The sequence below is a fragment of the Actinotalea ferrariae genome (assembly GCF_019733465.1).
In the GTDB taxonomy this organism is placed as follows: domain Bacteria; phylum Actinomycetota; class Actinomycetes; order Actinomycetales; family Cellulomonadaceae; genus Actinotalea; species Actinotalea ferrariae_A.
In genome coordinates, this window is the sequence record NZ_JACVQL010000017.1 from 1 (window position 1) to 20,986 (window position 20,986).

Consider the following 20,986-nt stretch of genomic DNA (forward strand, 5'->3'; position numbering starts at 1 on the left):
CACCGGGTGCACGCGCCCGACGGCGTGGAGGTCACCCGCGAGGGCGCGGCGCACGCGACCCGCCTCGTCGCCGACCTCGCGCCCGGGCAGTGGCTGCGGCTCGAGCTCGTCGTCGCGTACACGGCCGCGGCCGAGCGCGGCCCGGACGCCCTGCGCGCCGAGGCCGAGTCGGTGCTGCACGACGTCGCGCCGCACGGCTGGGAGGCGCTGCTCGACGAGCACGCGGCGGTGCTCGCCGGCGTCTGGGAGCACGCGGACGTCGAGGTCGAGGGCGACGACGAGATGCAGCAGGCCCTGCGCTACGCGGTGCTGCAGGTCGTCCAGGCGGCGGCCGGCTCGGCCGACGTCGGCATCCGCGCGAAGGGGCTGACCGGCACGGGCTACGACGGGCACACGTTCTGGGACGCGGACACCTACCTCACCCCCGTGCTCAACCACCTGCTGCCGGCGGGCGCCGCGGCCCACCTGCGGTGGCGGCACCGGACCATGCCGGACGCCGTCGACCGCGCGCGCGAGCTCGGGCTGGCCGGCGCCGCCTTCCCGTGGCGGACCATCACGGGCCGCGAGTCGTCGGGCTACTGGCCGGCCGGGACGGCCGCACCGCACGTCACGTCCGACGTCGCCGACGCCGCCGTCCGGCACGCGATCGCGACGCAGGACGACGCCTTCACGCGCGACGTCGCGCTCGACCTCGCCGTGCAGGCGGCCCGGATGTGGGTCAGCCTCGGGCGCTACGGCCGCGACGGGGGGTTCCACCTCGACGGCGTGACCGGGCCCGACGAGTACAGCGCCCTCGGGGACGACAACGCGTTCACCAACCTCATGGCCGCCCGCGTGCTGCGCTGGGCCGCGCGGCTCGCCGAGCGCTTCCCGGACGCCGCGGACGGCGCCGGCGTCACGCCCGACGAGCCGGCCGCGTGGCTGCACGCGGCGACGTCGATGGTCGTCCCCTACGACGACGTGCTCGGGGTCACCGAGCAGCACGCGGGCTACACCGACCTGGCGGTGTGGGACCTCGCGGCGATGAAGCCCGACGACTACCCGCTGCACACGACCGCGCACTACAGCGCGCTCTACCGGCACCAGGTGCTCAAGCAGGCCGACGTCGTCATGGCCGCGTACCTGGTCGACGACGCCTTCACGCTCGAGCAGAAGCGGCGCGACCTCGAGTACTACGAGCCGCTCACGGTGCGGGACTCCTCGCTCTCGGCGCCGCCGCAGGCCGTCGTGGCCGCCGAGGTCGGGTACCTCGACCTCGCCTGGGCGTACGCGCGCGAGACCGCGCTCGTCGACCTGCGGGACGACGGACGTCCGACCGAGGACGGCGTGCACGTCGCCGCCCACGCGGGCGCGTGGACCGCGCTCGTCGCGGGCTTCGGCGGCCTGCGCGAGGGCGACGACGGGCTGCGCCTGCGCCCGGTACTCCCGCCCGGGCTGACGCGGCTGGCGTTCGGGCTGCGCCGCGGCGGCTCGGTGGTCCGGGTCGACGTCGTGCGCGACGCCGCGACGTACCGGCTGGCCACCGGGCCGGAGGTCGAGCTGACCCACGAGGACGCCCCGGTGCGGCTGACGCCCGACGAGCCGTCCGTCCGCCTGCCGATCAGCCCGCGTCACGCGCCAGGTCCGGCGCCGCTGCAGCCGCCGGGGCGCGAGCCCCGCGGCTGAGGCCGGACCGTCGGGTTCCCGGCGCCTACGCGTGGCCCGGGTGCTCGTGCGCGTCGTGGCCGATGGGCTCGAGCTGGAACGTGCAGTGCTCGGTGTCGAAGTGCTCGCCCAGGCACGCGCCGAGCGCGTCGAGCACCTCACCCGAGCGGCCCAGCGCGATGCAGTCCTCGTCGACCACGACGTGCGCGGACAGCGCGGGCACACCGCTCGTGATGGTCCAGGCGTGCAGGTCGTGGACGTCGACCACACCGGGCACGCCCTTCATGTGGCGGCGGACCGCGTCGAGGTCGATGCCGCGTGGCGTGGACTCGAGCAGCACGTCGAGCACGTCGCGCAGCAGCGCCCACGCGCGCGGCAGGATGAGGACGCCGATCGCGGCGGACGCCACGACGTCCGCGCGGCTCCAGCCGGTCACCACGATGACGAGCCCCGCGACGATCACGGCGACCGACCCGAGCAGGTCACCGAGCACCTCGAGGTAGGCGCCGCGCACGTTGAGGCTCTCGCGCTGCCCCTCGCGCAGCAGGGCGAGCGCGACGACGTTGGCGAGGAGCCCCGCGACCGCGACGGCGAGCATCGGGCCGGTGGCGACGTCGGGCGGGGTGGACCAGCGCCGGACGGCCTCGACGAGCACCCAGACCGCGATGCCGCCGAGCAGGAGGGCGTTCGCGAGCGCCGCGAGCACCTCAGCACGCTGGAGCCCGAACGTGCGGGCGCTCGTCGGCGGTCGGCCCGCGAGGTGCACCCCGACCAGCGCGATCGCGATGCCGGCCGAGTCGGTGAGCATGTGGCCGGCGTCGGCGAGCAGCGCGAGCGACCCGGAGGCGAGGCCGCCCACCACCTGCGCGGCCGCGACGGCGAGCGTCAGGACGAGCACGGCGACGAGGCGGCGCCGGTGCCGCCCGGCGGCGGTCCCGTGCGCGTGCGAGTGACCCATCAGCCCTCCCTCGTGCTCGACCCTAGGCGCTCGCCGCGCACCCCTGAGTGGCGGGACGCAAGCCTGCGGAGCATGGTCGGAGTGGGCCGAGGCCGTCCCGCCGCTCCGAGGAGGAAGCCATGTCCGCCGTCGAGCACGCCGCAACCCTGCCCGAGCACAGCGTCGTCGAGGGCGACCCGTACCACCTCGACCCCGCGTCCGTGCGCGAGCCGCCGACGACGTGGCGCGGCTCGCTGCGGTTCTTCGGGCCCGGGCTCATCGTCTCGGCGTCCGTCGTCGGCGCCGGCGAGCTCATCACCGCCACCGCGCTCGGTGCGCAGGCGGGCTTCGTGCTGCTGTGGCTGGTCGTCTTCTCGACGCTCGTCAAGGTCGCGGTGCAGGTCGAGATGGCGCGCTACTCGATCGTCACGGGCGAGGGCGGCATGGAGGGCTACGCCAAGGTGCCGCCCCGCTTCGGCCGCGTGAGCTGGGTCTTCGCCATGTGGGCGCTCATGGCGCTCTCGAAGCTCATCCAGACCGGCGGCCTCATCGGCGGCATGGCGGCCGCGCTCAGCATCCTCGTGCCGGTCGGTTCGGGACCCCTCGAGACGACGTCGCTGACCTTCTGGGCCGTCGTCGTGACGCTCGTCGCGATCGCGACGCTCTACTCGAACCGCTACGGGCTCATCGAGAAGGTCGCCGTCTTCCTCACCATGACCTTCGTCGTCGTCACGCTGGTCATCGCGCTCGGCCTGCCGATGACCGAGTACGCGTACTCCGGGGGCGACCTCGCGTCCGGCCTCTCGTTCAGCCTCCCGGCGGGTGCGCTCGGCATCGCGATCGCGATGTTCGGCCTCACCGGCATCGGCTCGGAGGAGATCACGGCCTACACGTACTGGTGCCTCGAGAAGGGGTACGCGCGCTGGTCCGGGCCGAACGACGGGAGCGAGGCGTACCGGCGCCGGGCGCGCGGCTGGATCGCCGTCATGCAGCGCGACGCGATCACCGCGTGGTTCATCTACACGATCTCGACGATGTCCTTCTACATCATGGGCGCGGCCGTGCTGCACCCGCAGGACCTGGTGCCCGAGGGCAACGACATGATCCTCGTGCTCTCGCAGACGTACTCGAGCGTGCTCGGCGACTGGGGCCGGATCCTCTTCCTCATCGGCGCTCTCGCCGCGCTCGGGTCGACGATCTGGGCCGCGATCCCGTCGTGGGCGAGGTCGTGGGCCAACGCGCTGAGCATCCTGGGCGTCTACGACTGGCGGGACTCGCGCCGGCGCAACGGCTGGATGCGGTTCTTCATCGTCGCGCTGCCGACGATGTGGCTGCTGACGTTCCTCTGGATCTCCTCGCCGTTCATCATGATCCTCATCGGCGGGGTGGCCGGCGGGATCTTCCTCGCCGCCGTGGCAGTGGCCGCGTGGTACCTGCGGCGCACCGAGGTCGACCCGGAACTGCGCGGCGGGCGGTTCTCCGCGATCGCGCTCGCCGTGAGCGGCGTCGCGATCCTGCTGCTCGGCGTCTACAGCGCGCTCAGCGCGGCCGGGCTGCTCGAGGTCGGCTGACGGCTCGCGGCGGGCTGACTGCTCGAGGGTCGGCTGACGGGTCGCGACGGGCGCCGGCGCACCGGACGTTCGCCGTCCGGTCGCCCGGCGGACGCGTGTCGGTCGCGCGCCGGGCCACGGGGCGTGCCTACCCTGGACGCAGCAAGGGCCCCTCGGAGTAAGCGTCCGAGGGGCCCTGCTGCGTGGTCACGACTCTGCGGCGCCGGTCGCCCGGTGCCACGTCTCCGCTCCGGCGGTGCGGCGGATCGTTGTCGGCCGCGGGGCCGGAGCCCTGCGACCGTCCGTCGGGGCCGAGGCCCTCCCGGTCGTGTCGATCCGGCGACCACTACCACCCGGTCAGGTGCGGTCCACTGCGACGCCGTCCGCAGCTCTCCGGGTCGCCCCGTCGAGATCCCACCGGGTCACCCCGGCGAGCTGGTCCGTCCTTGCTCCGTGCGGTCGGCTCGTGCGGTCCGCCACCCCGTCGCGCCGGCCGCGGGGCCCGTGGTCGGTCCCCGTCAGGTTGCCCCGACGACGTCCTCCCAGGTTCTCCCTGGCCCTGCGCTACCGGGTCTCCCCGGTCGGTGCGGCGATCCGTCCTTGCCGATGACGTAGTTCTAGTCCTGTGCCGCGAAGGGCCACAAGGCCTTCCGAGGACCAGTTCTTGTCCACCGCTCGCGCACAGCGTCGTCCACATCGCCGCACGGTCATCCACACAGTTACCCACAAGCCTGTGCATGAAAGTTGTGCACGACCGGCGTCGCCGCACTGCTCCGTCCGGGTGTCAGCCGACCCAGCGCTCAGCCGCGGACGTCGTGCAGGTGGTGGACGACGTCGTGCACGAAGTAGCGGCCGAGGCTCAGCACGGTGAACTGCGAGCCGTTGCTCCGGTAGCCCGGGCGGTCCCACTCGGCGTCGGCGACGCCCGTGAACGCCGCCACGGCGTCCTGCGACGCGGCCCGCAGCTCGCGCGCGACGACGGCGGGGTCCTGCTCGCCGTAGCGGCCTGCGATCGCGGCCTCGTCCTGGTCCCAGTTCTCGAAGTCGGGGCCGTCCTCCGCGAGCATGAGCCGGGCGCGTCGCGCGAAGACCGTGAAGACGTCCCGCACGTGACACGCGTACTCGAGCGGGGACCACATCTGCGGAGCCGGCCGCGCGACGACGTCGGCCCGCGTGAGCACGTGCTCCCAGCGCTCGGCGTAGCCCTCGACGAGCGCGGGGATCTCGTCGCCGCTCACGGCCTCGGCCTGGAAGCCGCACTCGGGGCACGGCGCGTCCAGCACCCAGGTCCAGTCCTTGGTGTCCGGTTCGATCTGATCGTCAGCCATGTCCGGACACTAGCGCCGGGCGCTCCCTCCGCACGGACGTCCGCGGGGTGGGAGAATCGGCAGGTGCCGAAGATCATCGGGGGCTCCCTCACGGAGCACCGCGAGCAGACCCGCAACAAGCTGTTCGCCGCGCTCACCACGCTGATGAGCGACCGTGGCTTCGACGCGATCACGCTCGCGGACATCGCGGCGGCGGCGGGGATCGGCCGGACGGCCGTGTACAACCACTTCCCCGACAAGGAGTCGCTGCTCATCGCGTTCATCACGCACGAGACAGAGCAGTACGTCGCGACGCTCGAGCGGGCTCTCGAGGACGTGCGCGACCCGGTGGACCAGCTCCGCACCTACGTGCGCCAGCAGACGCAGCTCAAGCGCGTGTTCCACCTCGCGCCCGGACCGGACCTGCGCAGCGTGCTGTCGCGCGGCACGCGTGCCCAGCTGCGCGAGCACGCCGAGCTGGTCGAGGCGATCCTGCGTCGCATCCTCCTGGCCGGGATCGAGACGGGCGCGTTCCCCAAGCAGCCGCTCGAGACGACGGTCCCGCTCATCAACGCGTGCCTCTCGAGCCGCGGGGTGCCCGACGACGGCCCGGCCCGCGAGGCGGCGATCGCCGCGACCGAGACGTTCGTGCTGCGCGCGGTCGGGGCGACGGAGACCGTCTGAGCGTCGTCGCCGCGCCCGACGGCGACCATGGGCGCCTGCTTGTGAGGCATGCCTTACCCGTGATTGGGTGCTGACAGGTCGTCAGGTCCTCGTCCCCCGGGAGCACGCATGAGCAGCGCGTCCACGCTCGAGGCGGAGCTTCCGCTCTCGCTGCACCTGCGCGCAGCGACGCGGGTCGCGCACGAGCGCGCCGAGACGTCGGGATTCGTGGAATCCCTCATGCGCGGCGAGCTCACCGTTGCCGCGTACGCCGACCTGGCGGCCCAGCACCACGTCATCTACACGGCGCTCGAGGCGGCCGAGCCCTTCGTCCGCTCCGACCCGGCCGGCGCCACCATGGTCGTCGAAGGGCTGCGGCGGGTCCCGTCGATCGAGCGTGACCTCGAGACGCTCGTCGGCCCGGGCTGGCGCGACGAAGTCCGCGTGCTGCCCGCCACCGAGCGCTACGCCGCCCGGCTGCGCGAGGTCGCCGGCACGTGGGTCGGCGGCTACGTCGCCCACGCCTACACGCGCTACCTCGGGGACCTCTCCGGGGGCCTCGCGGTCAAGGCGATCCTCCAGCGTGCCTACGCGGTGCCTGACGAGGCCGTGAACTTCTACACGTTCACGTCGATCCCCAAGCCCAAGCTCTTCAAGGACGACTACCGGGCCCGGATGGACGCCCTGCCCTTCGACCGCGAGGAGCGCCTTGCGGTCGCAGCCGAGGCCGAGGTCGCCTTCGGGCTCAACACCGCGCTGTTCGCCGAGCTGGGCGCGATCCACCTGCGCTGAGCCGCCGTTTCGGCGGGCGGGCGCGCGGGCTGGCGCGCACGCGGCACCGCGTGCGACGGCGTGCCCGGTCGGTCACCCTGGTGCGCATGTCGAACCTCAGCACCGCCGTCGAGACCACCGCCGCAGCCGCCGAGGACCTGACGGACGGGTTGGCCGAGGCGCTCGGGCAGCGCGGCTGGACCGTCGCCACAGCCGAGTCGCTGACGGCGGGCACCATCGGCACCGTCCTGGCCGCCGCGCCCCAGGCGACGGCATGGTTCCGCGGGACGATCGCGTGCTACTCGCCCGAGGTGAAGTTCGGCCTCCTGGGCGTCCCGCGCGGACCGGTCGTCACCGAGGAGTGCGCCGCGATCCTCGCGCGCGAGACCGCCCGGCTGCTCGACGCCGACCTCGTCGTCTCCTGCACCGGGGTGGGCGGGCCCGACCCCGACGAGGGCGAGCCGGCCGGCACGGTGTGGTTCGCGGTCGCCTCTCCCGGCGGTGAGCACACGGAGAAGCAGGTCTTCGCCGGGTCGCCTCCCGAGGTGCTCGTGGCGACAACGAAGCACGCCGTGGAGCTGCTGCGCCGCGCGGTCACCGGGGCGCTCTGACGCGACGCGGCTGATCGAGCTCGCCCCTTGCGAGGGCCGACCAGCTCGCGGAGGGCGTCGAGGTCGATGCCGGGAGCCGCTTGCCCGGCGCACGCGCCGTCGACCTGGTCGTGCTGTCACGATCCTTCGTGTGGATCCCCCCGACCTGGCGCGCGCGATCGACGCCGCGACCGCAGTTGCCCTGTCTCTCGATCTACCGGGCAGCGACGCGACCGTCCTCCACAACTCCAACAGGCTCGCGCTGCATCTGGAGCCGTGTGGCGTGCTGGCTCGGGTCGCTCATGTCGGGAACGAGGTCGCACAGCTGGAGGTCGACGTCGCTCGACAGCTCGCCGACCTCGGAGCTCCCGTAGGCGCGCTGGAGCCTCGTGTCGACCCGCTGGTCTACACCCGCGACGGTTTCGCGGTGACGCTGTGGGTCTACTACCGGCCGGCGACACCTGCTGCTGCTCCAGCCGACTACGTCCGTGCGCTGGAACGGTTGCACCTCGAGATGCGAGGCGCTGAAGGCATCTTCCCGCGCTTCACCGAGCGGATCGCGGCGGCGGAGCGGATCGTTGCCGAGCCGGACTCCTCCCCTGACCTGCCCGAGGCCGAGCGGGTCTTCCTCGGCAGCAGGCTCCGATGGTTGCGGGAGGCGATCGGGAAGAGCGGACGCGAGCAGCTGCTCCACGGTGAGCCCCATCCCGGCAACATCCTGCCCACCGACGACGGTCCGCTCTTCATCGACTTCGAGACGTGCTGTACCGGGCCCGTCGAGTTCGACCTCGCGCACGTTCCCGGAGACGTCGCCGAGCGGTACCGGGGTGTCGACCACCAGCTCCTCGATCACTGTCGCGAGCTCGTGCTCGCCATGGTTGCAGCCTGGCGCTGGGAGGAGGGCGACAAGTTCCCGAACGGGTTGCGATTCCGGGAAGAGTTCCTTCGCCTGCTGCACGGTGGTCCTCCCTGGCCCACCCTTGACGCTGTGACGAAGCGACTCGGACCGTAGCCACGAGTACCTGAGTCTGGGCACGAGCCTCGGGCCCCCCGGCGCCGTCGACAGGCGGTGCTGCGGCCCAGCACCGATCAGTCTCGCCCGGTCGACTCGAGCAGCTGGGCCGTCGTGTTGCCGATGACGAGGCGCTGTCCGGGGCAGATCGGACCGTCGAGCTCGACGGTCCTTCCCTCTGCGTAGGTCACGACGATCGGGCCCTCGTAGCAGTCGGTGACGTCGTGCAGCACCACACCGCCCTCTGCGGTCACCTCACCGAGGTCCTCGTCGCCCAACCGAACGGTCACACTCGCGTCACCGGTGTTGCCGACGCTGATCTCCCCGCCACCTGTGCACCCCGATGCGCACAGCGCTGCAAGGATCCCCAGCGCCACCGTCACACGTCCTCGTGCGCGAGCGTCCACGACAGACCTCCGGTTCGAACATCGGCCGTCAGGCCGTATGACGTGACGCTAGTCGCGCCGGGTCAGGCGCATGGGGCGCACCTGTGACGATGTCGCGAAGAACGCACGTCGACACACAGCGGGCCGTCAGTACGTGGTCGCGCGGTGGACGAGGTCGACGAGCTGCGTGACGTCGTCGTCCCAGTCCAGGGCTCGCGGCAGCGCCTCGGCCTCGGCGCGGAGGTCGGCGTCGCTGACGATCTCCGACCACGGCCCGTCGAGGAGGCGGTCGGTCAGCAGCGCGATGACGAGGTCCTGGCGCAGGCGGGGTGACGCCTCGCGCGGTGAGGCCGCGGTCTCGGAGCCCACCAGGCTCGCGGAGCGCTCGACGGCCTCACCGGCGTCGTCGAGGTAGCGCACGGTCGCCCGGACGAAGGGCTCCTCCGAGCTGCCGTCGCGGAGGGCGACCTCGTAGAGCGCTGTGGTCGTGTGGCCGGCGAACACCTCGCCGGCGTCGACGGCGTCGTTGCGAAAGTCGTCGTCGGCCATGGCACGGTTCTCGTAGCCGATGAGCCGGTAGCCCGAGACCTGCTCGGGGTCGAACTCGACCTGCGCCCGCGCGTCCGTGGCGGCCACGACGAGCGAGCCGGTCAGCCCGGTCGCGAAGACGCGCTCCGCCTCGGCGTCGGAGTCGACGTAGACGTGCCACCCGTCGCCCTGGTCGGCCAGCTGCTCGAGCAGGTGGTCGTTGTAGGTCGTGATGCCGACGCCCACCGAGATGAGGTTGATCCCCGCCTTCGCCTCGGTGCTGATCCGCGACAGGATCCCGTCCGGGTCGGTCTCGCCGACGTTCGCGACGCCGTCGCTGATGAGGACCACCCGGGTCATCCGGCCCTCGGTGCGCATCGACATGGCCAGGTCGTAGCCGAGCGCCAGGCCCGCCGCGGCGTTCGTCGACTCGAAGGGCTCCAACCCGTCGACGGCCGTCAGGACGCCGTCGCGCTCCGACAGGGGCGTCGGCTCGAGGACCACCCGGGCCTCGGTCGAGTAGCAGACCATGGCGACCCGGTCGGTGGACCGGAGCGAGGTGACGAGCGTCCGCAGAGCGCTCTTGGTCGTCTCCATCTTCCCGGCCTCACCCATCGACCCCGAGCAGTCCACGACGAGGACGAGGTCGACGTCGTCGCGCGCGGAGTCCGAGGTGGGTGCGCTCGCGACGCCGACGCGGACCAGCCGGTGCTCGGGCTCGAACGGCAGCACGGTGGCGTCGATGCTCACGCCGAGCCCCTGCTCGGGCGTCGGGTAGTCCTGCGCGAAGTAGTTGATGAACTCCTCGGTGCGGACCTCGCTCGGGTCGACGTAGCCCTCGTTCATCACCGTGTCGCGGAACCGGCTGTACGAGCCGGTGTCGATGTCGAGCGCGAACGTCGACAGCGCGTCCTGCGCCGGGTCGGTCAGCCGGGTGTCGGAGGTGAGCTCCCCGGGCTCCCGGTCGACGCCGGGCTCCTCGACGACCTCGGGACCGGGCTGGACGTCGCCCGACCCGTCCCACTCGCTCTCGCTCGCGCCTCCGCTGCCGTCGCTGCACGCGGTCAGACCGAGGGCGACGGCGAGCGCCGCTGCGGCGAGACCGGTCGTCCTGCCGTGGATGGTGCTCATCTCTGCCTCGTCCCGGTCGTCGTGATCTTGTGGTCGTGACGCTAGGGCGCGGGAGGGCCCGCCGTGGTCGACGTTGCAGGCTCGTGATCAGACCGATGGGGTTCCGTGTCCCGGGAGGGCACTTCGTATCCGGGCCGTGACCTGCGGTTACGCCGTTCGAGGTACGAGTGGTCGCCGGCATCCCCGAGCCTCAGGGGGCACCCACCGCGACGTCGGCGCCCGTCGCAAGGGGGCACGGGGCGGCCATCGGCGGTTCGGTCAGGGAGACTGGGAGACCACAACCTGAGCTTCGACGAGGGAGTCCACCGTGCCTGAGGGAACCGTCCGCTGGTTCGACGCCGAGCGGGGGTTCGGCTTCATCGCCCGCGAGGACGAGGCCGAGGACCTGTTCGTGCACGCGTCGGAGATCGTCGGTGACGACGGCCCGAAGCAGCTCCGCGAGGGTCAGGCGGTCGAGTTCGAGGTCGGCGAGAGCGACCGCGGCCCGCAGGCCCGCCGGGTCCGGGTCGTCGGCGACCACGCCGTCGACGCGGCGCTGGGCGTCCTCGGCACCGTCACCTGGTACGAGCCGGGCAAGGGCTACGGCTTCATCACGCCCGACGGCGGCGGGGCCGAGATCTTCGTGCACAGCTCGGCCATCGTGGGCGGCGGGGTGATCTCGGAGGGGCAGCGGGTGGCGTTCCTCGTGGTCCCCGGGGAGAAGGGTCCGCAGGCGGACCACCTCCTGCCGCTCGGGGCCGAGGCGGGGTCGGGTGCCGCTGGGGCGTCCGACGGCGCGGACGGCACGGTGACCTGGTACGACGCCGACAAGGGCTTCGGTTTCGTCACCCAGGAGTCCGGTGGCGAGGACGTCTTCGTCCACGCGCGGGCGCTGGCCGGCGGGCTCACCGAGCTGTCCGAGGGCGATCGCGTGACCTTCGACGTCGCCGAGAGCGAGCGCGGGCCGCAGGCCCGGGACGTGCGGCTCGTGGGTGGCTCGGCACGGCGCGGTGCGCCCGCCCCCCGCGGACGGTCGGCGGGCCCGACGTCGTCCGGCGCCCCGGTGCGCGGCGGCGAGGGCACGGTCGCGCGATACGACGCCGACCGCGGCTTCGGCTTCATCGCCCCGGACGCGGGTGGTGCCGACCTGTTCGTGCACGTGTCGGTCGTCCGGGGCGGCGAGCCGCTCGAGGAGGGCGACCGCGTCCGGTACAAGGTGCGCCAGGGCGACCGCGGACCGCAGGCGGACCACGTCGAGCGGATCTGAGCGACCGCCCGATCGGCCCCCGCCCCCCCGACGGGCGGGACCGGTGCCGCGTGCCGTGGAGGATGGCGGCATGAGCCGACGCGGGCAGCTGCACCACCTGGAGCTGTGGATGGACGACGCGACGTCGGCCGACGGGCCCTGGCCCTGGTTGCTGGAGCAGCTCGGCTACGCCGTCACCAGCACGTGGGGCACCGGTCGCAGCTGGACCACGGGGGACACCTACGTCGTCCTGGAGTCCGGCGCCGCGCATCGACGAGGCCGCCACGACCGGCTCCGGAGCGGCATGAACCACGTCGCCTTCCGGGCGGGCACCCGGGCGGAGCTCGACGCCCTGATCGCGGGCGCCGTCGAGCACGGGTGGTCGCTGATGTTCGCTGACGCCCATCCGTACGCCGGCGGGCCGGAGCACTACGCCGGGTACCTCGAGGACGCCTCCGGGTTCGAGGTCGAGCTCGTCGCCGACCCATCTGAGGATCGCGTCTGAGCCGCGACCTCAGCCGTGGAGCGGGAGCGTGAGGACGCCCGGTCCGCCGTCGACGACGCGCACGGGCACGCCCCAGTCCTGCTGGTTGAGGTGGCACGCGGGGAACTCGATCGCCGGGTCGGCGTCGCACGACGCCGCCTGCGCGGTGACGTGCAGCACGCCCTCGCTGACGGCGGGGTTGATCCGCAGCACGCGCTCGAGCGGGACGTCGTCGCCCGCGCCGTCGAGCAGCAGCTCGGGCGGCGTCGAGGAGACCTGCAGGCGCGTCGACGGCCCGTAGCGGTCGTCGTACTTCTGACCCGTCGCGGGCGTGAAGACGACGTCGAGCCGCACCTCGCCCGCGCCGACCTCGGACACCGGACGCTGGGTGCGGTGCGCGCCGTGGTCGAGCAGCTCGCCGGCCAGCTTGGCGGGCAGGCGCAGCCGCGTGAGCCGGTGCGCCGCCGACTCGACGACGAGGAGGTCCACCGCGCCGTCGTCGCCGACATCGACGAGGAGGCCGCTGGGCTCGGCGAGGTCGCGCGCGAGCGTGGTGACCTCGCCCTCGCCGTCGACACCGGGGGCGTAGCGCCGGATGGCGCCGTTGTACGTGTCCGCGATCGCGATCGAGCCGTCGGGCAGCACGGCGACGCCGAGCGGGTGCTGCAGCAGCGCCTGGGATGCGGGGCCGTCGCGGTGGCCGAAGTCGAACAGCCCGGCGCCGACGGCGGTGCCGACGCGCGTCGCGTCGAGCAGGCCGTCCTTCGACAGGACGACCTGGCCGTCGTCGTCGGCGGGCAGCTGCGCCTCGAGGAAGCGCAGCGCGGACACCTCCGAGTCGGCCAGCCAGAGCCGCCCGGCCGGGTCGAGCGCGAGGCCGGACGTCTGCGCGAACCACGCCTCGCCGCCAGGCCCGTCCAGCAGCCCCTCGTTCATGGTGCCCGCGAGGTGCTCGATCGTGCCCGCCTCTGGGTCGAACGCCCAGAGGGTGTGGTTGCCCGCCATCGCGACGACGAAGGCGGCGAGCGGTGGGAACCAGACGACGTCCCACGGCGAGGAGAGCTTCTGCCGCCGCGCGGCGTCGACGCCGCGGATCTGCGCGGTCTGGTCGGCGCCGAGGGCGATCGTCAGCGACGACGTGAAGGCCGCCGCACCGGCTACGACGGCGGCGGGCGGCGTCACCTCGTCGAGCGCGTCGTCGGCGAGCACGTTGTCCGCCGCGCCGACCATGTACTGCTGCCCGGTCCCGGCGAGCGTCCGGACGGAGCCGTCGTCGAGCCGGACGCCGCGCAGCGCGTGGTTGACCGTGTCCGCGACGACGACGTCGTAGCCGACGCGGGAGCGCAGCTCCTCGGGCACGAGGCCGAGGCCGTTGGGCTCGCTGAAGCGCGCCTCGTCCGGTCCGCCGTCGACCAGGCCGCGCTCGCCCGAGCCGATGCGGCGGACGAGCGTCTCGCCGTCGGCCTCGAGCTCGGCGAGCGAGTGGTGTCCGGCGTCGGCCACGAGCAGGTTGCCGTTGGGCAGCCGGAGCGCCTTGGCGGGGAAGCGCAGCGTGGTCTCGGCGGCGGGGGGCGGCACGTACGGGCCGTCGCCGCGGTGCAGGGTGCCCTTGGCCTCGTGCTCGGCGACGAGCTCACGCACCAGCACCGCGAGGTTGTTCTTGTGCCCCTCGCCGGCCATGTGGGCGACGATGTAGCCCTCGGGGTCGACGACGACGAGCGTGGGCCAGGCGCGCGCGCTGTACGCGGACCACGTGGTCAGCTCGGGGTCGTCGAGGACGGGGTGGTGCACCTCATACCGGTCGACGGCGGCGGCGAGCGCGACCGGGTCGGCCTCGTGGACGAACTTCGGCGAGTGCACCCCGACCACCACGAGGACGTCGCGGTACTGCTCCTCGAGCTCACGCAGCTCGTCGAGCACGTGCAGGCAGTTGATGCAGCAGAAGGTCCAGAAGTCGAGCAGGACGATCTTGCCGCGCAGGTCCGCGAGCGTGACGTCCTGGCCGCCGGTGTTGAGCCAGCCGCGGCCGACGAGCTCGGAGGCACGGACCTTGGGCAGGCGCTGCGCAGTCTGGGTCACGTCGGTAGTGAACACGAACCGTGCGAGGTGTATGCCGGTCGTCCGCACGCCGGGCTCCACCTGCGTCCCGGCGTCGGCCGGGGACGTCCCGAGGGATCTGGCGTCACTGGCGACCTGGCGTCACTGGTGACCTGGCGTCACTGGTGATCTGGCGTCACATGGCGACGCGAAGTCACCAGCCAAGGCGCAGGCGACCGCGGTATGCCGCCGGGACGGGCGGCTCCGGTCCCTTACGGCCGGCCCCGCAGCAGGGGTCAGCTCGCGCGGATCGCTCCGACGACGCGGACGCCCACGGGCACGCCGTCGACCCGGTCGGGGACGCCGTCACCGTCGGTCGGACGTTCGACGTTGACGCGGAGCTCGTAGCCGTCGCCGGACGCCTGGAGGCCGATGCCGCGCACGCCGTCGCGGCCGGCCAGGGCCGTGCGCAGGTGGGACTTCGCGGTCCGTGCCTGCTGCAGATCGGCCATGGTCACCTCGTCGTCGAGCGGCCCGAGGCCGCGCGTCAGCGGGAGGGGGACCCGCCGGAGCTCACCTCCACCGCGAGCTCGGCGCCCAGCTGCTCGAGGACCGCGCCGATCGGGTTGAGGTACGTGAGCCCGGTGCCATTCTCGCCCCCACTCTCGCTTCCGGCAAAGAGCAGACCGACAGCGGTACCCGGACGGTCGTCACCGCCGGCCAGGTAGACGAGGGATCCGCTGTCCCCGCCGCGCGAGAACGGCCCCGTGCCGAGGCTCTCGACCTCGATCTGACCGTCGAACGACAGCTCACCCAGCTCCTCGCCGTACCCGACGACGACGTCGTCCAGCTCGATCGCGGTGATCCGGCCGCGGGTCACGCCCGTGGTGCGGCCGATCTTCTCGACCTCCTCCGCGCCGAGCGCGTCCGCGACCTCCGTCACGGGCCCGACCGGGTAGGCGAGGTCGACCCCGATGCCCTCGTCGAGCAGCGCGACGGCCGCGTCGACGACCGCCGTGACGCCGGGCCGGAGCTCGACGAACGCGGCGAGGGAACCGATGCGGTCCTGCGGGTCCCGCCCGCCGTCGGCCGGGCCCGGCTGGAGCACGGGGTCGCCGATCGAGGCCGAGGGCGAGCCGACCAGCACGTGGTAGTTGGAGAGCGCGTGGAGGCGACCCGAGACGCGCACGAACGCGCCGAGCGTCCCCGCGCTCACGGAGACGTGTGCGATCGAGACTCCCGGGCGCAGGGGGCGCGCGCGCCCCGTCTCACCTGCGGCGAGCGCGGTGACGACCGGGGGTCGGGGTCCGGTCCCCGCGGTCTGGTCCCGCCCGCCCGTCCCCGCTCCGTCGGCCGGCTCGGCCGACGAGATCGCTGCGACGGCGTCCGACCCGCCACGGCCGGGCACCGCGTTGATGCGGCCCGTGCGGCGGACGTCCACCGCCGGACCGACCTGCTCGGCGACACGACGAGCGACCATGCGCGTGCGCGGGTGCCCGAGCCGGTAGCGCACGGCCACGGCGTACCCGCCGTCGGGCTGCGGCGCGAGGCCCACGGCGACGCCCGAGCGCCCGCCCGCGGCGCTCGCACCGACCTGGTGCGCGGTGAGCTCACGGACGTAGGCCGCGACCTCCTGCTTGGTGCGTCGGGCCTCGTCCAGGCTCAGTGCGGTGCTGCTCATCCGTCCCCCTGCGTCGTCGTGTCCCTGGAGTGTGCCGCGTGCCACCGACACCCGTACGGTGCACTCACGAGCAGCAGCGCACCACCGCAGGGCGGTGGCGACCCCGAGGAGGCACCGTGCGGATCGAGCTCCCGCTCAGCGAGGCGCTGGCCCTGGGTGAGGCGCAGGGCGCGATACCGCCGTTCGTCCACGACATCCGCGTCGTGGGCTCGGCCGTCCACCTGCAGGTCGACGCCGGGCAGGTCATGGGCCGCTCGGGCGGACTCGCACGCTTCCTGGGCGGCCTCGCCGGCCGCGTGCCCATCGCCGCCACCTTCACCGGCTGGGCCGACGGCGTCGCGACGCTGACGGTCACCGCGGAGAGCCGCGGCATCCCCCTGCACCGCTTCCTGCCGCTGATCGAGGGTCAGATCAAGGCGAAGCTGCGCGAGCAGGGCATCCCCGAGGGTGCGGTCGACGTCCGGACCGGCGCGGGCGACCCCGTCGTCGCCGTCGACGTGAGGCGGCTGCTCGCGAGCAAGGTCTCGGGGCTCGTCGTGACGGACCTGCGCCTCCAGGACGCGACGCTGCACGTCACCGCCGCGCTCGACCCGGGCGTCCGGTTCCGCGTGCTCTGACGCTGGCCTGCTGCAAGACGCCGGACGCCCGAGCCGTCTCATCGGGCGACCGCCGGTGCGGCACCCGGCGGCGGCTCGCCGACGACGGCGACCGGCCGCGGCTCGTACCGCTCGCGCGTGACGTCGGCCTTCTCGATCGCCTCCAGCCGGAACCAGCGCACCGCGTCGCGGTCGCGGGCCCACGCGATGAGGTGCCAGCGCCCGCGCGCGTGGGCGAGGAGGATCGGCTCGACCTGCCGGCGCGTGACCACGTCGGCGCGGGACCGGTAGCGGATCGTCAGGACGAGGTGACGGCCGAGCGACTCCTCGACGGCGCGGAGCACGGGGGCATCCACCGCTGCGGCCGCCCCGGAGGCGTCCGCCGGCGCGGATCCGGGCACGCTCGTGCCGCCGTCCCGGGCATGGCCGGCGTCGAGCCACACCCGCGCGGCGAGCTCACGGGCCCGCTCGCGGTCGCCGGGACCCAGCGCGTCGAACACCTTGCCGCGCGCCGCGACGCCGTCGGCCGTGAAGGGGCTGCCCGGTGGCATCGCCGCAAGAGCGACCGCGACGGCGACCGCCTGGGCGGGCGTGAAGTTGACCGGCGGCAGGGTCGCGACGGCGTCGAGCACGTACCCGCCACCGGGTCCCGGCTGGGCCCAGATCGGCAGGCCGGCCTGCTGGAGCGCGGAGACGTCCCGCTTGATCGTGCGCTCGCTGACCTCGAGCAGCCGGGCGAGGCGCGGCCCCGACGTGCCCTGACGCCCCGCGCGACGCAGCTCCTCCGCGACGGCGTAGAGCCGCTCGGTGCGGTTCATGCGCTCCTCCGACCTGTCCGGACAATGGTGACAGACAGGTGTCACCGAGGCGGCGCGAGAGTGGGGTCATGACGACCCAGCCCGGCGCAGACGCCGCCACCACGACCACCTTCACCACGAGCACCGCCAGCACGAGCACCGCCAGCACGAGCACCTCCGCCACGACGACCACCACGACCCATGTCGTCCTCGTCCCGGGCTTCTGGCTCGGGGCGTGGGCGTGGGACCGCGTGGTCCCGGGCCTGCGCGCCGCCGGCCTGACGCCGCACGCGGTCACGCTGCCGGGCCTCGCGTCGCCCGACGACGACCGCTCCCACGTCACGTTCGACGACCACGTCGACGCGGTGGTCGACCTGCTCTCGACGCTCGAGGGCGACGTGGTGCTCGTCGGGCACAGCGGCGGCGGCATGGTCGTCCAGCACGTCGTCGACCGTGCGCCCGAGCGGGTCCGGCGCGTGGTGTACGTCGACTCGGGGCCGATGCGCGAGGGCAACGCGATCAACCCCGACGCGGTCGCGGACGTCCCCCTGCCCACCTGGGAGCAGATGGCGGAGCAGGGCAGCAGCACCGAGGGGCTCGACGACGCGCTCCGCGCCGAGCTCGTGGAGCGGGCGGTCGCGCACCCCCCGGCGGTCGCGAGCCACCCGGCCCGTCCGACCGACCCCCGCCGGCTCGACGTCCCGGCCACGGTGATCTGCACGAGCATCCCGTCCGACGTGCTCCAGCAGCTCGTCGCCGGCGGGCAGATCCCGGCCGAGCTGCCCGACGTCCGCGACGTCACGTACGTCGACCTGCCGACGGGCCACTGGCCGATGCTGTCCCGGCCCGTCGAGCTCGCCGACGTGATCGCGGCCGCCGCCCGCGCCTGAGGCTCCCCAGGACGTGCGGCGCATGTGACGGACGGGACTCGTGTCGCCCCGAGAGATTCCCTCGAGCGCACGCCCGCCACTCGCGTCACGTGCGCCGCATGTCCTGGCGCAGCCCCGATCGACCTCCTGAGAAAGATCTTCGAACTCGCTGCATCTGAACGCCGCCCCGCGTCGGTAGTTCAGTTGTCAAGCAGTTCTGACGCCCCGGGGACGGGGCAGGACTCAGGAGGAAACCATGCGTGCTCGTCTGACCGCCGGCCTCGCCGGCACCGCCGCCCTCGGCCTCGCCGCCCTCGGCGCACTCCCCGCCGGTGCAGCGACGGCCGGCAACGCCCAGCTCTCCGTGCTGCACGGCGTCCCGGACCTCGTCGTCGACGTCTACGTCAACGGCGAGCTGACGCTCGACGACTTCGAGCCCGGCGACCTCGCCGGCCCGCTCGACCTCCCGGCCGGCACCTACAGCGTCGCCATCACCGCAGCGGACGCGGCTGACGCCAGCGCCCCGGCCATCGGCCCGGTCGACCTGCCGCTCATGGCCGGCATGAACTACACGGCCGTCGCCCACCTCGACGCCGCGGGCGCCCCGACCGCGACCCTCTTCACCAACGACATCTCGCAGACCGCCGCGGGCCAGGGCCGCCTCACCGTGCGCCACACCGCCGCGGCGCCCGCGGTCGACGTGCTGGCCGGTGGCTCGCCCGTCATCACCAACCTCTCCAACCCCGCGGAGCAGGTGCTCAACCTCCCCGCCGGCACCGTCTCCGCCGCGGTCGCCGCGACCGGCACGACCGCGCCCGTCATCGGCCCGGCCGACGTCGCCGTCACCGAGGGCACCAGCACCATCGTCTACGCGTGGGGCTCGCTCGACGCGGGCAACCTGCAGCTCGCCGTGCAGACCATCGACGGCCTGCACTCCTCACCCGCCGGCGTCCCGTCGGGTGAGCTCGGACTGGCGGACACCTCCTCGTCCGCCCCGCTGCTGATCGGCGCGGCCCTGCTGACCGCCGCTGGTGGCGCCGTCCTCCTGCGTCGCCGCGTCCTCGCGCCGGCCCAGCAGGACTGACCCACACCGATCAGGCCGGGTGCGGCGCCATCTCTGCGGCGCCGCACCCGGCAGTCACCCGGTCGACGACGACGTCGGCCGGGTGACGCTCGCTCCACCCAGACCGACAGACCGACCGACAGACAGACCGACCGACCGACCGACCGGAGGTCACCATGACGGCACGCACCCTCCGGGGCACCGCCCGCCTCGGGCGCACGGCCCGCCTCGCCGGCGCCGCAGCGCTCGTCCTCGTCGTCGCCGCCTGCGGAACCGCCGCGGAGCCCACGCCGCCGCCCGCGACGACGAGCAGCCAGGACACCGACCGGCCGACCGATCCCCCGACCACGGCCGCCGCGCTGCCCGAGGTTCCGGTCCGGTCGGCTGACCTCGCCTCGGCCGCCGAGCCGGTCGGGCCGGCGCCGACGGCGGTCAGCATCCCCGCGCTGGACGTCCAGCTGCCCGTCGACCCCGTCGGCGTGCAGGCGGACGGGCAGATGGAGATCCCCCCGCTCGCGGAGCGGGCCGGCTGGTACCGGTTCGGCGCGGCGCCGTCGGACGCGGAGGGGACGACCGTGGTCGCCGCGCACGTCGACTCCGTGGCCTCGGCGGGCCTCGGGCCCTTCGCCCGGCTGCAGGAGCTCGCGCCGGGCGACGTCGTGGACGTCACGCTCGCGGACGGGACCGTCGTGCCCTTCGCCGTCACGAGCGTGGTGGCCGTCGCCAAGTCCGACGCCGCCTGGGACGCCGTCTTCACGCGCGAGGGACCGCGCCGACTGGTCCTCATCACGTGCGGTGGTACGTTCCAGCGCGAGGAGCGTCGCTACTCCGACAACATCATCGTCACGGCCGACCCCGTGCTCGGCTGATGACCCTCGCCGTCGGCGCCCGCGTCGACATCCCCACCGCCGCGCCGACGCGCCGGCCCCGACGCACGGCGGGAAGGAGCGCTCCGCTGTCCTCGTCACCGGTCACGCAGCTCCACGCGCCCGCCACGTGGGCGGACGACGCGGTGGGCCGCGCGTTCGCGAGCGGGGACGAGGCGGCGCTCGCGGAGGCGTACCGGCGCTGGGCGCCCTTCGTGCACACGCTCGCACTGCGGGCGCTCCGCGACGAGCAGGACGCCCAGGACGTGACCCAGCAGGTCTTCGTCAGCGCGTGGCGCGGGCGGCACGGCTTCGACCCCGCGCGCTCACCGCTGCGGGCCTGGCTCACCGGCATCACGCGCAACGCCGTCGCCGACGTGCACGCCCGGTACGGACGCGACCGGCGCAACGAGGTCGCCGTCGCGGCGACGACGGGACCGGACCCCGAGCCGGAGACCGCGCAGCTCGCGGACCGCCTCACGGTCGCCGACGAGCTGACCAGGCTGGGCGAGCCGCAGCGCACGATCATGACCCTGGCGTTCTGGGAGGACCTCACGCACGACCAGATCTCCGAGCGGCTCGGACTGCCGCTCGGCACGGTGAAGAGCCACATCAGGCGCAGTCTCCTGCGCCTGCGCGACCGGTTGGAGGTGGATGGTGGAGCACGTTGACGAGGAGACCCTCGCGCTGATCGCGCTGGGCGAGCCCGCCGCCGACGCCGACCGGGCGCACGTGGCCTCGTGCGAGCGCTGCGCCGCCGAGGTGGCCGAGCTGAGCGCCGTGGTCGCCGTCGGGCGCGCGACGGGAGCCCACGAGGCGCTCGTCGCGCCGCCGCCCGAGGTGTGGGGC

21 protein-coding genes and 1 pseudogene are annotated in these 20,986 nt (G+C 73.8%); 14 read left to right on the top strand and 8 right to left on the bottom strand.

Features of this window, described 5'->3' with window-relative positions:
* Positions 1-1,665 (top strand): glycosyl hydrolase family 65 protein (locus tag ICW40_RS01460; protein ID WP_221652042.1); only part of this gene is annotated, 1,665 nt, incomplete at its 5' end.
* Between the two features lie 25 nt (positions 1,666-1,690).
* Here the strand turns inward: ICW40_RS01460 and ICW40_RS01465 are convergent.
* Complete coding sequence (locus ICW40_RS01465; protein WP_221652043.1) at positions 1,691-2,602, bottom strand: cation diffusion facilitator family transporter; 912 nt, start codon at positions 2,600-2,602, stop codon at positions 1,691-1,693.
* 119 nt (positions 2,603-2,721) lie between these two features.
* On the opposite strand from ICW40_RS01465, the gene ICW40_RS01470 reads away from it, so the two are divergent.
* Positions 2,722-4,152 (top strand): Nramp family divalent metal transporter, encoded by a 1,431-nt coding sequence (locus ICW40_RS01470; protein ID WP_221652045.1) that lies wholly within the window; start codon positions 2,722-2,724, stop codon positions 4,150-4,152.
* Positions 4,153-4,931: 779 nt separating this feature from the next.
* Here ICW40_RS01470 and ICW40_RS01475 read toward each other — a convergent pair.
* Entirely contained in the window at positions 4,932-5,459 is a 528-nt protein-coding gene (locus tag ICW40_RS01475; RefSeq protein ID WP_221652046.1) for a DinB family protein, read from the bottom strand.
* Positions 5,460-5,522: 63 nt separating this feature from the next.
* Here ICW40_RS01475 and ICW40_RS01480 point away from each other — a divergent pair, with 63 nt between their 5' ends.
* The 4 genes from ICW40_RS01480 to ICW40_RS01495 all read left to right on the top strand — a co-directional run bounded on the left by ICW40_RS01480 (position 5,523) and on the right by ICW40_RS01495 (position 8,474).
* On the top strand, positions 5,523-6,122 hold the full coding sequence (locus ICW40_RS01480; RefSeq protein ID WP_221652047.1) for a TetR/AcrR family transcriptional regulator: 600 nt from the start codon (positions 5,523-5,525) through the stop codon (positions 6,120-6,122).
* A gap of 108 nt (positions 6,123-6,230) precedes the next feature.
* Positions 6,231-6,893: a biliverdin-producing heme oxygenase gene (locus tag ICW40_RS01485; protein WP_221652049.1), complete on the top strand. Its 663-nt coding sequence runs from the start codon at positions 6,231-6,233 to the stop codon at positions 6,891-6,893.
* Between the two features lie 86 nt (positions 6,894-6,979).
* Positions 6,980-7,483, top strand: a complete 504-nt coding sequence (locus ICW40_RS01490) for a CinA family protein (RefSeq protein ID WP_221652050.1) — start codon at positions 6,980-6,982, stop codon at positions 7,481-7,483.
* Between the two features lie 130 nt (positions 7,484-7,613).
* Positions 7,614-8,474 carry an aminoglycoside phosphotransferase family protein gene (locus ICW40_RS01495; RefSeq protein ID WP_221652051.1) on the top strand — a complete coding sequence of 287 codons (861 nt, stop codon included), beginning with the start codon at positions 7,614-7,616 and terminating at the stop codon, positions 8,472-8,474.
* Between the two features lie 77 nt (positions 8,475-8,551).
* On the opposite strand, the gene ICW40_RS01500 is transcribed toward ICW40_RS01495, so the two are convergent.
* Together ICW40_RS01500 and ICW40_RS01505 are read right to left on the bottom strand one after the other, a co-directional pair.
* A complete protein-coding gene (locus ICW40_RS01500; RefSeq protein ID WP_221652053.1) occupies positions 8,552-8,728 on the bottom strand; it encodes a hypothetical protein in 177 nt (58 codons plus the stop codon).
* 279 nt (positions 8,729-9,007) lie between these two features.
* Complete coding sequence (locus tag ICW40_RS01505; protein WP_221652054.1) at positions 9,008-10,519, bottom strand: vWA domain-containing protein; 1,512 nt, start codon at positions 10,517-10,519, stop codon at positions 9,008-9,010.
* Between the two features lie 307 nt (positions 10,520-10,826).
* Here ICW40_RS01505 and ICW40_RS21335 point away from each other — a divergent pair, with 307 nt between their 5' ends.
* On the top strand, positions 10,827-11,765 hold the full coding sequence (locus ICW40_RS21335) for a cold-shock protein (RefSeq protein ID WP_221652056.1): 939 nt from the start codon (positions 10,827-10,829) through the stop codon (positions 11,763-11,765).
* Between the two features lie 70 nt (positions 11,766-11,835).
* On the top strand, positions 11,836-12,249 hold the full coding sequence (locus ICW40_RS01515; protein WP_221652058.1) for a glyoxalase: 414 nt from the start codon (positions 11,836-11,838) through the stop codon (positions 12,247-12,249).
* 9 nt (positions 12,250-12,258) lie between these two features.
* On the opposite strand, the gene ICW40_RS01520 is transcribed toward ICW40_RS01515, so the two are convergent.
* From ICW40_RS01520 to ICW40_RS01530, 3 genes are all read right to left on the bottom strand, one after another.
* Positions 12,259-14,307: an NHL domain-containing thioredoxin family protein gene (locus tag ICW40_RS01520; RefSeq protein WP_221652060.1), complete on the bottom strand. Its 2,049-nt coding sequence runs from the start codon at positions 14,305-14,307 to the stop codon at positions 12,259-12,261.
* A 254-nt stretch (positions 14,308-14,561) separates the two neighbouring features.
* A complete protein-coding gene (locus ICW40_RS01525) occupies positions 14,562-14,777 on the bottom strand; it encodes a hypothetical protein (RefSeq protein WP_221652062.1) in 216 nt (71 codons plus the stop codon).
* Positions 14,778-14,812: 35 nt separating this feature from the next.
* On the bottom strand, positions 14,813-15,946 hold the full coding sequence (locus ICW40_RS01530) for a S1 family peptidase (protein ID WP_221652064.1): 1,134 nt from the start codon (positions 15,944-15,946) through the stop codon (positions 14,813-14,815).
* A 116-nt stretch (positions 15,947-16,062) separates the two neighbouring features.
* On the opposite strand from ICW40_RS01530, the gene ICW40_RS01535 reads away from it, so the two are divergent.
* Positions 16,063-16,563, top strand: coding sequence for a hypothetical protein (locus ICW40_RS01535; RefSeq protein ID WP_221652067.1), 501 nt, complete (start codon positions 16,063-16,065; stop codon positions 16,561-16,563).
* Between the two features lie 38 nt (positions 16,564-16,601).
* Here ICW40_RS01535 and ICW40_RS01540 read toward each other — a convergent pair whose 3' ends face one another.
* Positions 16,602-17,360, bottom strand: coding sequence for a helix-turn-helix transcriptional regulator (locus ICW40_RS01540; protein ID WP_221652069.1), 759 nt, complete (start codon positions 17,358-17,360; stop codon positions 16,602-16,604).
* Between the two features lie 68 nt (positions 17,361-17,428).
* Here ICW40_RS01540 and ICW40_RS01545 point away from each other — a divergent pair, with 68 nt between their 5' ends.
* From ICW40_RS01545 to ICW40_RS01565, 5 genes and pseudogenes are all read left to right on the top strand, one after another.
* Positions 17,429-18,229 (top strand): alpha/beta fold hydrolase, encoded by an 801-nt coding sequence (locus tag ICW40_RS01545; RefSeq protein WP_221652070.1) that lies wholly within the window; start codon positions 17,429-17,431, stop codon positions 18,227-18,229.
* Between the two features lie 235 nt (positions 18,230-18,464).
* Positions 18,465-19,292, top strand: coding sequence for a DUF4397 domain-containing protein (locus tag ICW40_RS01550; RefSeq protein WP_221652071.1), 828 nt, complete (start codon positions 18,465-18,467; stop codon positions 19,290-19,292).
* 155 nt (positions 19,293-19,447) lie between these two features.
* Positions 19,448-20,140: a class F sortase gene (locus ICW40_RS01555; RefSeq protein ID WP_221652072.1), complete on the top strand. Its 693-nt coding sequence runs from the start codon at positions 19,448-19,450 to the stop codon at positions 20,138-20,140.
* A complete protein-coding gene (locus ICW40_RS01560) occupies positions 20,140-20,808 on the top strand; it encodes an RNA polymerase sigma factor (protein WP_221652073.1) in 669 nt (222 codons plus the stop codon). Before ICW40_RS01555 ends, ICW40_RS01560 begins: the two co-directional genes overlap by 1 nt.
* A pseudogene (locus tag ICW40_RS01565) lies at positions 20,795-20,986 on the top strand (anti-sigma factor); the annotation flags it as partial. The gene ICW40_RS01560 and the pseudogene ICW40_RS01565, both read left to right, overlap by 14 nt.

What these genes read in the sequence shown, in the direction of transcription:
- ICW40_RS01465 (WP_221652043.1), bottom strand. Translation starts at nt 2,602, where the DNA reads ATGGGTCACTCGCACGCGCACGGGACCGCCGCCGGGCGGCACCGGCGC.
- ICW40_RS01470 (WP_221652045.1), top strand. Translation starts at nt 2,722, where the DNA reads ATGTCCGCCGTCGAGCACGCCGCAACCCTGCCCGAGCACAGCGTCGTC.
- ICW40_RS01475 (WP_221652046.1), bottom strand. Translation starts at nt 5,459, where the DNA reads ATGGCTGACGATCAGATCGAACCGGACACCAAGGACTGGACCTGGGTG.
- ICW40_RS01485 (WP_221652049.1), top strand. Translation starts at nt 6,231, where the DNA reads ATGAGCAGCGCGTCCACGCTCGAGGCGGAGCTTCCGCTCTCGCTGCAC.
- ICW40_RS01490 (WP_221652050.1), top strand. Translation starts at nt 6,980, where the DNA reads ATGTCGAACCTCAGCACCGCCGTCGAGACCACCGCCGCAGCCGCCGAG.
- ICW40_RS01505 (WP_221652054.1), bottom strand. Translation starts at nt 10,519, where the DNA reads ATGAGCACCATCCACGGCAGGACGACCGGTCTCGCCGCAGCGGCGCTC.
- ICW40_RS01515 (WP_221652058.1), top strand. Translation starts at nt 11,836, where the DNA reads ATGAGCCGACGCGGGCAGCTGCACCACCTGGAGCTGTGGATGGACGAC.
- ICW40_RS01525 (WP_221652062.1), bottom strand. Translation starts at nt 14,777, where the DNA reads ATGGCCGATCTGCAGCAGGCACGGACCGCGAAGTCCCACCTGCGCACG.
- ICW40_RS01530 (WP_221652064.1), bottom strand. Translation starts at nt 15,946, where the DNA reads ATGAGCAGCACCGCACTGAGCCTGGACGAGGCCCGACGCACCAAGCAG.
- ICW40_RS01540 (WP_221652069.1), bottom strand. Translation starts at nt 17,360, where the DNA reads ATGAACCGCACCGAGCGGCTCTACGCCGTCGCGGAGGAGCTGCGTCGC.
- ICW40_RS01545 (WP_221652070.1), top strand. Translation starts at nt 17,429, where the DNA reads ATGACGACCCAGCCCGGCGCAGACGCCGCCACCACGACCACCTTCACC.
- ICW40_RS01550 (WP_221652071.1), top strand. Translation starts at nt 18,465, where the DNA reads ATGCGTGCTCGTCTGACCGCCGGCCTCGCCGGCACCGCCGCCCTCGGC.
- ICW40_RS01555 (WP_221652072.1), top strand. Translation starts at nt 19,448, where the DNA reads ATGACGGCACGCACCCTCCGGGGCACCGCCCGCCTCGGGCGCACGGCC.
- ICW40_RS01560 (WP_221652073.1), top strand. Translation starts at nt 20,140, where the DNA reads ATGACCCTCGCCGTCGGCGCCCGCGTCGACATCCCCACCGCCGCGCCG.